Origin of the sequence: Micromonospora sp. NPDC048999 (assembly GCF_040649295.1) — a bacterium.
GTDB lineage: Bacteria > Actinomycetota > Actinomycetes > Mycobacteriales > Micromonosporaceae > Micromonospora.
Window position 1 is genome coordinate 46,974 of sequence record NZ_JBEZFI010000037.1, and the last position, 12,637, is coordinate 59,610.

10 protein-coding genes are annotated in these 12,637 nt (G+C 72.3%); all 10 read right to left on the reverse strand.

Going from position 1 to position 12,637, the window contains the following annotated elements:
• Positions 1-96 precede the first annotated feature (96 nt).
• Entirely contained in the window at positions 97-1,167 is a 1,071-nt protein-coding gene (locus AB0C02_RS26850; protein WP_357551721.1) for a polyprenyl synthetase family protein, read from the reverse strand.
• Entirely contained in the window at positions 1,164-2,582 is a 1,419-nt protein-coding gene (locus AB0C02_RS26855; RefSeq protein WP_357551722.1) for a nucleotide pyrophosphatase/phosphodiesterase family protein, read from the reverse strand. The genes AB0C02_RS26850 and AB0C02_RS26855 overlap by 4 nt, the downstream gene beginning before the upstream one ends.
• Positions 2,579-3,772, reverse strand: a complete 1,194-nt coding sequence (gene eboE / locus AB0C02_RS26860; RefSeq protein ID WP_357551723.1) for a metabolite traffic protein EboE — start codon at positions 3,770-3,772, stop codon at positions 2,579-2,581. Before eboE ends, AB0C02_RS26855 begins: the two co-directional genes overlap by 4 nt.
• A complete protein-coding gene (locus tag AB0C02_RS26865) occupies positions 3,772-4,623 on the reverse strand; it encodes a TatD family hydrolase (protein WP_357551724.1) in 852 nt (283 codons plus the stop codon). The genes eboE and AB0C02_RS26865 overlap by 1 nt, the downstream gene beginning before the upstream one ends.
• A complete protein-coding gene (locus tag AB0C02_RS26870; protein WP_357551725.1) occupies positions 4,623-5,270 on the reverse strand; it encodes an EboA domain-containing protein in 648 nt (215 codons plus the stop codon). The genes AB0C02_RS26865 and AB0C02_RS26870 overlap by 1 nt, the downstream gene beginning before the upstream one ends.
• Positions 5,270-6,226 (reverse strand): sugar phosphate isomerase/epimerase family protein, encoded by a 957-nt coding sequence (locus AB0C02_RS26875; RefSeq protein WP_357551726.1) that lies wholly within the window; start codon positions 6,224-6,226, stop codon positions 5,270-5,272. The genes AB0C02_RS26870 and AB0C02_RS26875 overlap by 1 nt, the downstream gene beginning before the upstream one ends.
• Positions 6,223-7,092, reverse strand: coding sequence for an SCO3242 family prenyltransferase (locus tag AB0C02_RS26880; protein ID WP_357551727.1), 870 nt, complete (start codon positions 7,090-7,092; stop codon positions 6,223-6,225). The genes AB0C02_RS26875 and AB0C02_RS26880 overlap by 4 nt, the downstream gene beginning before the upstream one ends.
• Entirely contained in the window at positions 7,092-8,237 is a 1,146-nt protein-coding gene (locus tag AB0C02_RS26885; RefSeq protein WP_357551728.1) for an inositol-3-phosphate synthase, read from the reverse strand. Before AB0C02_RS26885 ends, AB0C02_RS26880 begins: the two co-directional genes overlap by 1 nt.
• A 263-nt stretch (positions 8,238-8,500) precedes the next feature.
• On the reverse strand, positions 8,501-11,725 hold the full coding sequence (locus tag AB0C02_RS26890; RefSeq protein WP_357551729.1) for a ThuA domain-containing protein: 3,225 nt from the start codon (positions 11,723-11,725) through the stop codon (positions 8,501-8,503).
• A gap of 268 nt (positions 11,726-11,993) precedes the next feature.
• The coding region (locus AB0C02_RS26895; RefSeq protein ID WP_357551730.1) for a Gfo/Idh/MocA family oxidoreductase at positions 11,994-12,637 on the reverse strand (644 nt) is incomplete at its 5' end.

The following is a 12,637-nucleotide window of genomic DNA, read 5'->3' on the forward strand; positions in this document are numbered from 1 at the left end:
TGGTGACGGGGGTCACCGCTGTGCCCGGGACGCTAGATCATTTCCGGCGGATCTTCGATGAACCTTAAGGTCAAGGTCCATCGACTGTCCGGTCAGTCAGCTCTGCCGGTCGACCACAGATCCAGCCAGGGCGGTCAGGGCGGTCCTGACCTCCGCCGGCACCGGGGCGGCAGCGAGAGCCACCAGCGCGGCCTCGGCCCGGATCCGGATCATCTGCTCGATCTGGTCCCGCGCGCCGGTCGTCTCGATGATCGACCGCAGCTCCGCGGCGCCAGCCGCGTCGAGCTCCGGATTGCCGAACAGCGCCCGCAGCCGCCCGGCCTGCCGTCGGTCGGCGCGGTCGCGGGCCAGGGCCATCATCACCGTGGGCTTGCCCTCCCGCAGGTCGTCCAGAACCGACTTGCCGGTGACGGCCGGGTCGCCGAAGACACCCAGCACGTCGTCGCGCAACTGGAACGCGTCGCCGAGCGGGTCGCCGAACGCCACGTACGCGGCGTGCAGCTCCTCCCCCGCCCCCGCCAGCCCGGCCCCGATCTGCAACGGTCGGGTGACCGTGTAGCGGGCCGCCTTCATCCGGATCACGGTCAGCGCGCTGGCCACCGATCCGTCCCCGACGCCGGAGACCAGGTCCAGGTACTGTCCGGCGATCACCTCCGTGCGCATCGTGGCGAAGGCCTCGTAGCCTCGGTGGACCTGATCCGCCGGCAGGCCGGACTCGTGGAACATCTGGTCGGCCCAGGCGGCACACAGGTCACCGCAGAGCAGGGCCGCGCTGTGCCCGTACGCCCCGGGATCGCCGCGCCACGCCAGGCGGGCGTGCAGGTCGGCGAAGAGCCGGTGGACGGAGGGCTCGCCCCGGCGTCGGTCGCTGCCGTCCATGATGTCGTCGTGGATCAGCGCGAACGCGTGGAACAGCTCCAGCGCCGCCGCGGCCGCCACGATCTCCCGGCCGTCGGGCTGGCCGGCGCCGCGCCAGCCCCAGTAGCAGAACAGCGGTCGCAGCCGCTTCCCCCCGGCCAGCGCGAAGCGGCGGATCGTGTCGAACACCCCGCGCGGCGCGCCGTCCGGCCAGCCCGGATCCTGCCGGTCCAGAAACGCCGCGAGCTCCGCGTCGCACCGCGCGCGCAGTCCGTCGATGTCGGTCCGGCTGGTCACCTCGACGGTCATGCGGTCACCGCCCGCGGGCCGCCGTCGACCGGCCCCGGCCCGACACCGGACAGCTCCAGCAGCAGCCCCTTGACGTCGGTGGCGGCGACGCTGTCCCGGGCGGCGGCCGGGTCCGAGCAGATCAGCACCGGTGCGTCGAGCGGGTCGTCCGGCAGCCGGCCGTGCGAGCCGCGCACCGCCCGCGCGCCCGCGTCCAGGCCGACCACGTTCATCAGGTAGCGCATGCCGATCTTCTTGCGCAGCAGGGCGAGCCCGGCGCGCGCCTTGGCCGCGCCCGGGTCGGCCGGGTCGAAGAACAGCTCGGCCGGGTCGTAGCCGGGCTTGCGGTGGATCTCCACCAGCCGGGCGAAATCGGGCGCCCGCGCGTCGTCGAGCCAGTAGTAGTAGGTGAACCAGGCGTCCGGCTCGGCGACCAGGACCAGTTCGCCGGAGCGCTCGTGGTTCAGGCCGTGTGCGGCCTTGCCCGCCTCGTCGAGCACCTGGGCGACCCCGGGCAGCCCGGCGCAGAGCTTCGCCACGGCCGGCACGTCGGCCGGGTCCTTGACGTAGACGTGCGCCACCTGGTGGTCGGCGACCGCGAAGGCCCGCGACGTCCACGGATCCAGGTACTCCATGCCGGCCTGGGTGTAGACGGTCAGCAGCCCCTCGGCGCGCAGCAGTCGGTTGATGTCGACCGGGCGGGAGACGTCGGTGATGCCGTACTCCGACAGCGCCACCACGGTCGTACCGCGGGCCGCCGCCGCGTCCAGCAGCGGAGCGAGCACCCCGTCCAGTTCCGCCGCCGCGGCGGCGGCCTGTCGGCCGCTGCTGCCGTAGCGCTGCAGGTCGTAGTCCAGGTGCGGGACGTACGCGAGGGTGAGGTCGGGCGAATGGGTTGCCATGATCTGCTCGGTGGCGCGGCAGATCCACTCGGACGAGGCGATGCCGGCCCCGGCGCCCCAGTAGCTGAACAGCGGGAAGGTGCCGAGCCGGTCGGTGAGCGCGTCGTGCAGCTGCGGCGGGTGGGTGTAGCAGTCCGGGTCCTTGCGCCCGTCCGCGTGGTAGATCGGTCGCGGGGTGACGGTCCAGTCGACGTCCGCGCCCATCGCGTACCACCAGCAGACGTTGGCCACCGTGTAGTCCGGCTTGACCCGGCGGGCGGCGTGCCACAGCTTCTCCCCGCCGACCAGCGCGTTGTGCTGCCGCCACAGGAAGACCTCGCCGAGATCGCGGAAGTACCAGCCGTTGCCGACGATGCCGTGCCCGGCCGGGGTCTCGCCGGTGAGGAAGGTGGACTGCACCGAGCAGGTCACCGCCGGCAGCACCGTGCCCAGCGGCGCCTGGAAGCCGCGGTCGGCCAGCGCGGAGAGCCGGGGCATGTACCTGAGCAGCCGCGGCGTCAGCCCCACCACGTCGAGGACGAGCAGCGGGCTCATCGGGTCACCTCCGAGTACGACGGCGAGGTCCGGTCCGCTGCGGGCCGGCTCTCGAGGGACAGGCCCAGCGCGCACAGTTCGTCGCGGGCGAAGGCGAGCTCCGCGGCGATGCCGCCGGCGAGCTGCTCGGTGGTCTGCGGGCGGTGCGCCGCCGGCAGCACCCCCCACGTGTACGTCTCCACGTCGAGGTGGTCGCAGCCGGCCGTGTCGCCGCCGAGCAGCTCGCCCAGCGCCGCCCGCAGCACCGGCACGGTCGAGGTGAGCGGCGCGGCCGGCGCGGCGTGCAACGGCACGTGGTAGTGCACCCGCCACGGGCCGGGCAGGTCGGCGTCGAGCGCCGCGTCGAGGTCGTCGGCGGCCGGGCCGTGGACGCTGCGGGTCTGGTGCAGGAAACGTGGCTCGACGTAGCCGCGCAGCACCTCCGCGTCCCGCTGCGGCGCGTCGGCGCCCAGGGCCGCCGAGACCTGCACCTTCACCACCGGCAGGCCGGCAGCGCGCAGGGTGGCCAGGGCGGCCGCGGGGTCCTCCCAGGCGCACGCGAGGTGCGCGAGGTCGAGGCAGATCCCCAGCCACTCGGTGTCGACGGCGGGCAGCCAGCGGGCGGCGTCGGCGGTGCTCTCCACGACGCAGCCCGGCTCCGGTTCGAAGGCGACCCGGACCGGGCGTCCGCTCTGCCGTCCGAGGTCGGCGAGCCCGGCGGCGAGCCGGTCGAGCTGCCGCGCGCAGGCGTCGGCGCGCGCGGTGTCCCACGGCTCGCGCCAGGCCAGCGGCAGGGTGGAGATCGAGCCCCGGGCCGCGTCGTCGGGCAGCAGGTCGACCAGGATCCGGGCCAGGTCGAGGGTGTAGTCCAACCGTTCGGTCGTGCTCCAGTCGGGGTGGTAGACCGCGTGTTTGACCACCGGCGCCTGGAACGAGCGGTAGGGGAAACCGTTGAGGGTGACCACCTCCAGCCCCCGCGCGGACAGCTCCCGGCGCAGCCGGCGCCGCTGGCCGGCGTCGGCGGCGAGGGCGGCGGCGACCGGCGCGGCCAGCCACAGCCCGAGCCCGAGCACGTCGGCGTCGAGCCGCTCACGCACCGGGCGGGCGTACGTGTCGAGTTGCCCGATGATGCCGTCGAGGTCCTCGGCCGGGTGCACGTTGGTGCAGTAGCTGAGGTGGACCAGCTGCCCGTCGGCGTGGCGTAACCGCATCAGCTGCCTCCCCGTTTGATGGAGCTGCCCTCGAAGGTCGCGGCGACCTCGCCGAGGTCGGACAGGTCGAGGCGGCCGGACTGGCCGTAGAACTCGACCGGGTTGCGCCACAGCACCCGGTCCACGTCGTCGGCGGTGAAGCCGGCGGCGAGCATGGCCTCGCCGGTGGCCCGGGTCAGCAGCGGGTCGGAGCGCCCCCAGTCGGCGGCGGAGTTGACCAGCATCCGCGCCAGGCCGTGCTCCTTGAGGATCTCCACCATGCGCGGCGGGGACATCTTGGTGTCCGGGTAGATGGAGAAGCCCATCCAGCAGCCGGCGTCGTGCACCTGGCCGACGGTGACCTCGTTGAGATGGTCGACCACCACCCGGCCCGGGTCGATGCCGGACTCGGCGACCACGTCCAAGGTGCGGGTGGTGCCGCGGGCCTTGTCCCGGTGCGGGGTGTGCACCATGGCCGGCAGCGCGAACTCGATCGCCAGGGCGAGCTGGGCGGCGAACGCCTCGTCCTCCTCCGGCGTCATCGAGTCGTAGCCGATCTCCCCCACCGCGACCACCCCGTCCTTGGCCAGGTAGCGGGGCAGCAGGTCGAGCACCTCCCGGCAGCGCGGGTCGTTCGCCTCCTTCGGGTTGAGCGCGATGGTGGCGTGGTGGCGGATGCCGAACTGGCTGGCCCGGTAGGGTTCCCAGCCCACCAGCGAGTCGAAGTAGTCGGCGAACGCGCCGACGTTGGTGCGCGGCTGCCCCAGCCAGAAGGCCGGCTCGACGACCGCGCGCACCCCGGCGGCGGCCATCGCCTCGTAGTCGTCGGTGGTGCGCGACGTCATGTGGATGTGCGGGTCGAAGATACGCATCACGCCTCCGTGGTTCTGGTGTTGCCGGCTGCGGTCGTGCCGCCGCCTGTGGTGAGCCGGTCCAGCAGGGCGAGCGCGTCCGCGGCGGTGTCCCGGCCGGCCGCGCGCCGCTCCTCGGTCAAGCCGCCGAGCATGGTCGCCACCTCGGCGTCCGCGCGCTCGTCCAGACCGTCGACGACGGACAGCGGCACGCCCATGAACACGCACTTGAGCACCGCCTGGCGCCACGTCGGCTGGTCGAGGTGGCGGGCGTACGGGCCGAGCGCGGCGGCCACCAGCCGGGTGTCGTTGGTGCGGATCGCGTCGTGCAGCAGCGGCACCGCCTGCGCGCCGATCGGCAGCAGCGGCAGGGCCTTGAGCACGGCGCGTTTCTCGTCGGCGTCCCCGTACCGGTAGCCGGCCTCGGCCTCGGTCGCCGCCCGGTCGGCCGGCAGCGCGCACAGCAGCAGCGCCCGCGCGGCCTCGTCGGCGTGCCAGCCGGGCGCGGCGGGCAGCGGCCCGCGCCCGCAGTGCCGCCCGGCCGCGGGGAAGAGCCGTCCCACGGCGTCGGGCTCTGCGGCAACCCGCGCGAGCGCCTCGTCCAGCCACCCCGGATCGGGTACGCCGGGTGCGTCGGCGAGCGCGGCGCGGAGGTCGTCCGGGTCCATCACTCCTCCTCTCCGGGAGCCGATCCGCTCGGCTTTCCCGTGGGCAACGGTTGGTGTCCGGTTGTCGGACGTCGGGGGTCTGCCCCCCGGGTGGGGGCAGCATCGGCGCGCTCGGCCTGCCGTAGGAAGTCGAGGGACTCGGCCGCGACGGTGGGCGCGGCGTGCGAGTGGCGGGGCAGTTCGACGGCGACCAGTCCCCGGTAGCCGGCGTCGGCGAGCGCCCGCAGCACCGGCGGGAAGTCGATCTCCCCCGCGCCGAACTCCAGGTGCTCGTGCACCCCCCGGCGCATGTCGTCGATCTGCACGTTCACCAGGTGCGCGGCCACCTCGGCGACGCAGTCGGGCACCGGCAGCGGCTCCAGGCACCGGCAGTGTCCGATGTCGAGGGTGATGCCGAAACCGGGCGGGGCGTCGAGCCGCTTGCGCAGGGCCCGCCAGTCGGCGATGTCCTGCACGAGCATGCCGGGCTCGGGTTCGAATCCCAGCGGCACGCCGGCCGCGGCGGCGAACTCCACCACCTGGGAGCAGCCGGCGACGAGACGGTCCCAGGCCACCGGCTCGGACACCGTGGCCGGGCGCACGCCGGCCCAGAACGACACCGCCTCCGCGCCGAGGTCGGCGCCGATCGCCACCGCCCGCCGGAGGAACTCCACACGCACGGCCGGCTCGTCGTGCAACAGGGTCGGCGCGTGCTTGTGCCACGGGTCGAGCAGGTAACGGGCGCCGGTCTCGATGACCACCGCGAGGTCGAGGTCGCGCAGCAGGTCGGCGACCTCGGTGACCCGGCGGGGCAGGTCGGCGGCGAACGGGTCGAGGTGGCTGTGGTCGAGGGTGAGCGCCACGCCCCGGTAGCCGAGCTCGGCGATGACCCGCAACGCGTCGGGCAGCCGGTGGTTGGCGAAGCCGTTGGTGCCGTAGCCGAAGCGCAGGCCGCCTGTGCCGTCGGGCCCGCTCATGTCGGTGACACCAGGCGGGCCAGGCGGCGGCCGAGCGGGGCGGCGGCCGCGACGGCGAGCCCGGCCACGGGCGCCCCGGCCCGCGCGGTGAGCGCCCCCTGCAGGGCGGGCAGCCCGGTGATGCCGGCGCCGACCGCCGCGCGGATCCGCTCGGCGGTGGGCTGCGCGGCGGCGCCGGCCTGGGCCCGGCCGTACTGCGCGGCGTACCAGGCGGAGAGCGTGCCCGGCACCGCCCGACGCCAGCCCGGCGCGCCGGCACGGCGGCCCGCGGCTGCGGTGACGGCGGCGAGCGCCGCGGTGCCGGCCAGGGTGACGGCCGGCAGCCGGGCGTCCGCGCCGGTGACCTCCCGGCGGGACAGCTCGGTGACCGTGTACGTGTGCGCGGCCACCGTGAGCGCAGCGGGCAGCGCCCGACCCGGGCGGCCAGGGCTCGCACCGAGCAGCACGTCGAGCCCACGGCAGGCAGCCATCGTCGCCGGCCCGGCCGCGGTGTTCTTGGCCTTCAGGTCGTACGCCCAGACCGCCGCCGCCAGCGGCACGGCGACCGCCAGCGCCCGACGACCGCCCGCCGCCCCGGCCAGCGCCAGACCGGCGGCGGTCAACCCGGCGGCGATCCCCAGCGCGGCGGGGGCGGACACCCGCCCGGACGGGATCGGCCGCTCCGGTCGCTCGATCGCGTCCAGCCCCCGGTCGGCCCAGTCGTTGGCGGCCATCCCGGCCCAGTAGAGGCAGACCGAAGCGCCGGCGAGCGCGGGAGTACGCGGGCTCAGCACGCCGGCCGCCGCCGCGCCCGCCACCACGTCGCCGGGTACGGAGAGCGCGGCGGGTGCGCGGACGAGGTCGACGAGGTCACGCAGCCGGCCCATCAGTCGGTCCCCGCACCGAGGGTGCCGACGAACTCGACCAGGGCCTGCCACTGATCGGTCAGCGCGTGCGCGCTCGCCCCGATCGGATCCTTGAAGAAGAAGGCCAGCTCGGGCAGGGGTCCGCTGCGCCCGGCCCGGTGCGCGGCGGCGGTCAGTCGAGCCAGGTCCAGCACGAGCGGGGCGGCGAGCGCCGAGTCGCAGCCGTGCCAGGTGAAATCCAGCCGCATCGCGGTGTCGAGGAAGCCGGAGAAGGTGACCAGGTCCCAGGCCGTCTTGAAGTCGCCGAGGTCGTCGACGAAGTCGATGCGGGTGGTGCCCTGCGGCTGGTAGCCGAGCGTCTCGGCGAGCACCCGCTGCTTGCTGGCGGTCTTCGCGGCGTTGGCGGCCGGTTCGGCGAGGTTCGCCCCGTCGCCGCCACCGAGCAGGTTGATCCCGGACCAGCTGCGCACCCGCAGGTTGCGCAGCGCGAACATCGGGGCGAGCACGGACTTGAGCAGCGTTTCGCCGGTCTTGCCGTCCCGCCCCCCGTAGGGCGTTCCCATCCGGTGCGCCAGCTCGTCGAGGGCGGGCAACCGCGCCCCGGTCGACGGGGTGAAGTCCACGTAGGAGCAGTTGGCGTGGAAGGCCGCGTACGCGACGAGCGCGCTCGGCGGCAGCACCGCCTCGGTGCTGGCCAGAGCGCGCTCCAGCGCGGCCAGGTCGGCATGCGCCGGGTGCGGTGGTGGCAGGGGTTCGGTGTTCGCGACGTTGATCACGACCACGTGGTCCAGTCGGTGCCGTGTCCGGAACGCGGCCAGGTCGGCGGCGACGAGCCGGGCTGTCTCGGCCTGCGTGCCGCCGGCCGGCAGCTGATGCACCTCGCGCTCCACCGCCGCCAGCTCGTCGTGCAGCGCGTCGACGAGCCGGGCCGGCACCACGCCGGCGGCCGCGAGCGCCTCGGCCTTCTTGACCAGCGGGGTCGGCGCGATGTCGTGCCCGCCCATCACCAGGTCGGCGAAGCCGGGCAGCGCCGGGCTGCGCAGCTCGGGCAGCTCGGTGACGCAGCCGATCGGCTCCGCCATGCCGGCGCGCAGCGCCAGCGCCCCGACGATGCTGGTGACGGCGACCGAGCCGCGCGCCCCGACCAGCCATACTCCCGTACGCATGATTTGCCTCCCTGCCTGCATGGGCCCTGTCCGCCTGGCCGAGCCGAGGTGGCACCACCGCGACGGCGCCGTCGTCGGCGTCGATGACGCCGTCGCGGGCTCGGTCGGCCAGGCGGACAGGGCAGTGGTAGACAGGGTCGGTCGGCGTCTCGACCCTGTCTCCCCCGCTGTTCCTTGTGCTGTCTGTGCTGATGTGCTGATGGTTCGGGTGGTGCCCGGTCGGGCGGGTGACGCCTCACCCGCCCGACCGGCTCGTGGTGCTGTTACGGGGTCGCCTTGCCGAACTCGACCCAGTTGAGGTTGAAGAAGTTGCTGGTCGGTCCGCCGGTGGCCGGCTTGAAGACCAGGTACACCGTGTGCTCACCGGCCGCGTGGCTCAGCGGCACCGTCTGGCTCTGCCAGGTGTTGGTGCTTCCGGTGGAATTGACGATCGCCGTGGTCACCAGCTGACCGGTCGGCGAGTCCAGCCGGATCTCGACCGTGCCCTGCGGCTGCCCGACCCGGTTGGCCGCGCCACCGGCGACCCGGAAGGTCAGCGAGCCGACCTGACCCAGGTCGATCGGGCGGAACCCGAGGTGCGCATTGTTCTGGATCTGGGTGACGTGCAGCACGCCGTCCACATCGTTGGTCACCGCGCCGGCGACGCCCTTGACCTCCTGCGCGTTCTCCGCCTCCTGGCGCCAGGTCTGCACCGTGATCTGGTTGACGTCGGACAGCGGCGGCTGGCCGTTCGCCCCGAGGTCGGTGTAGGTGGCGCTCAGGCCGAGGAACAGGTAGCCGCCCGCGTGGTCGGCCTCTTCCGCAGTGGTCTGGAACGTGCCGGAGCAGCCGGTGGTGGTGCTGAGGCCGTGGCCGTGCGAGTCATGGCCGAGCACCGAGGACACCTGCACCCGGTTGCAGTCGATGTCGCCGTCCTCCGGGTCGGTCACGTCGACCGTCCAGGAGATCTTGTCGCCCCACTTGAAGAAGGAGCCGTTGGCCGGCGAGGTGATCTTCACGGTCGGGGCGGTGTTACCGACGACGATCTCCCGGATCGCCACCGCGGACCTGCCGGTGGAGTCGGTCACGGTCAGCTTCGCGCGGTAGACGCCGTTCTCCGTGTAGGTGAAGCTCGGGTTCGCCTCGGTCGAGTCGACCGTGCCGTTGCCGAGGAAGTCCCAGGCGTAGGTGATCGTGTCGCCCGGGTCCGCGTCGTTGGAGCCGTCGCTGTTGAACCGTACGGTCAGCGGAGCCTGGCCGGACGACGGCGTCGCCGCCGCCTTGGCCACCGGGGCGCGGCCGTTCTTGACGTAGCGCACCATGGAGAGCTTCGCCTCCGGGTTGGCCCGGAAGAAGCCGTTGCCGTACTCCAGGACGTAGAGGTGCCCGTCCGGACCGAACTGCATGTCCATCGGGTTGGCCCAGGTGAAGGCGGTCAGCAGCGGGTCGATACCCTGCAGCTTGCCGCTGCCGTTGGTCTGGAAGCTGAACAGCTTGTTCCGGGTGAACTCACCGAAGACCACGGTGTTGTCGAAGTACTCCGGGAACTTCGTGTCCGACTCCAGGTTCGGGTCGTACTTGTAGATCGGGCCGCCCATCGGGCCGACACCACCGCTGCCCAGCACCGGCCAGTCGTTGCCGCACGCCACAGTCGGGGTGGACAGGTAGTCGCTCGGGCAGGGAGTGAAGGCGTTGAAGGTGTAGTTGAGCTGCGGCTGCTGCACGGCCGGCAGCACACGCAGGCCGGTGTTGCGCGGCGACTCGTTGACCGGCGCGGCACAGTTGTACGGGCCGTGCGACGTCTTGGTCGCGAAGTTGTACTTGATGTGCGGCAGGTCCGGCGAGTAGCAGTACGGCCAGCCGTAGTTGCCGGCCTTGTTGGTGCTGATCCACCGACCGGTGCCCGCCGGGCCACGGAGGGCGTTCGACACCTTGGAGTCCGGCGAGTAGTCACCGATGTAGACGAAGCCCTTGGCGTCCACGTCGATCCGGAACGGGTTACGCAGACCCATCAGGAAGATCTCCGGGCGGGTCTTGCCGTCCCGGTAATCCGCCGGCGGGAACAGGTTGCCGGCCGGAATGCTGTAGGTGCCGTCCGCCTTGACCTTGATGCGCAGCATCTTGCCCCGCAGGTCGTTGGTGTTGGCGGCGGAGCGCTGCGCGTCGTAGGCCGGGCCCTGGGTCGGCATCTCGTTGACCGGGGCGAAGTTGTCCGATCCGCTGGCGTTGGTGTCGTCACCGGTCACCAGGTAGAGCAGGCCCTTGCCGTCGAACTTGATGTGGCCGGCCACGTGGCAGCAGGCGCCACGGTCGGTGTCGACCCGAAGGATCTTCTGCTCGGTCGACAGGTCCAGGTGCGGCGTCGGCGTCTCGACCAGCTTGGCCCGGGAGAGCTGGTTGTAGCCCTTGTAGATGTCCCAGGCGCGCGGGTCGTTGCTGGTCGCCGGCGCGTCCGTCATCGGCGTGTTCAGCTTCGGCGCGTAGTAGAAGTAGACCCACTTGTTGGTGGCGAAGTCCGGGTCGATCGCGATCGACTGCAGGCCGTCCTCGTCGTGGGTGTAGACCGGGATCTCGGTGATGACGTCGGTCAGGTTGGTCTTCGGGTCGTACATCCGGATCTCACCGGTGCGGGCGTTGTGCAGCACCCGACCGTCCGGCAGCACGGCCATGGTCATCGGCTCGCCCGGCCGGTCGTTCAGCACGACCTTCTCGAAGTTGCCCTGCACGGTGGCACCGCAGTCGCCCGCAGCCTGACCCGCGGCCCACTGAATGCCGCCGACCAGGTGCTTACGGAACGCACCCTGGCTGTAGATGTCGGAGGAGTGGCCGATGCCGGTGTAGAAGGAGCGGCCGCCCTCGAAGTCCTGGCACCAGGAGATCGGGTGGTCGTACCCCATCGTGCCACCGGTGTAGGTCTTCTCACTGACGGTGGCCAGGACGTGCGCCTTGCCGCGCACGTTGGTGTTGAAGTTGTACCACTTGTCGACGAGGGACACCTCGCGCGGCATGGTCGCGGTGGCCGGGTGCACACGGTCGACCGCGGTGACCCACGCCGAGGCGGCCGGCGCCGCGCTGGTCGCCTTGGCGCCCACCAGGTCCTGGTAGAAGGTCCAGCTCGGCTCGGTCTCGGCGGCGGCGTGCACGCCGACGAAGCCACCGCCGCCCCGGATGTAGCTCTCGAACGCGGTCTTCTGGGCCGCGTTGAGCACCTCACCGGTGGTGTTGAGGAAGATGACCGCCTTGTAGCTGCGCAGGTTCTCCGCCGTGAACGCGGTGGAGGTCTGGGTCACATCGACCTTGAAGTCGTTGTTGGTCCCGAGCGAGCGGATGGCGTTGATGCCCTTGTCGATCGACTCCCGCCGCTCACCGGCGGTCTTGTGGAACACCAGCACCGTGGTGTCGTCGTGGTCGTGCCCAGGGTGCGCCGTGGCCGGCACGGCGGTGAGCAGTGGCACGGTCAGAGCCGCGCCTGTGGCGAGGCTCAGCCATCGTCTTACCGATCTTGCCATGTGTGATCCTCCGGGGGTTCGGGAGGCCAGCGGCCTCGCCGTCGGCACAAGCCCGCTGATCGGGATGTACCGAGAACGTGATGCCTACCCTCGGCGCTGTGCCACGCTCGCCAAGGCCCTACCAAGCGCGCCGATGTGGCTGGCCGTCCGGCGCGACCGGGAATCCCGATACGGCCGCGCCGGACGCCCTCTCCTCGGACCCGCCCATCCGGACACGGGGCGCAACCGCGTCCGGACCCTCGCTACGGGTTCGAGGCGTCATGTGCGGCTAGACATCCGCCGCGGTCAACGCGGACTCCACCGCGGTCCACACGCCGGTCAGCGCCGAGTCCTCCACCGCCTGCAGCACGAGCTGGACCTGCAGCGCGTCGGTGAAGGATGGTGTGGGGTCGGTGCCGGTGGCGATGGCTTCGATGAAGTCGCGCATCTGGTGGGTGAAGGAGTGTTCGTAGCCGATGGGGTGGCCGGGTGGCCACCAGGCGGACATGTAGGGGTGTTCGGGTTCGGTGACCAGGATTCGGGTGAATCCCTGTTCCGGTCCCGGCCGGGTGGCGTCGTAGAACTCCAGCTCGTTCATCCGCTCGAAGTCGAAGGCGACCGATCCGAGCGAGCCGTTGATCTCGATGCGCAACCCGTTCTTGCGGCCGGTGGCGAAGCGCGTGGCTTCGTACGTGGCCAGTGCCCCGCCGTCGAGTCGGGCGACGAAGACGGCGGCGTCGTCGACCGTGACCGGGCCGGTGGCTTGGCTGTCGCCGTGCGCGGCGAGGCCAGTTGATTCGGTCGGCAGTGGTCGCTGTTTGACGAAGGTTTCGGTGGCCGCGCTGACTCCGGTGATGTGTTGTCCGGTGATGTGTTGGGTGAGGTCGATGATGTGGGCGCCGATGTCGCCGAGGGCGCCGGAGCCGGCCTTGT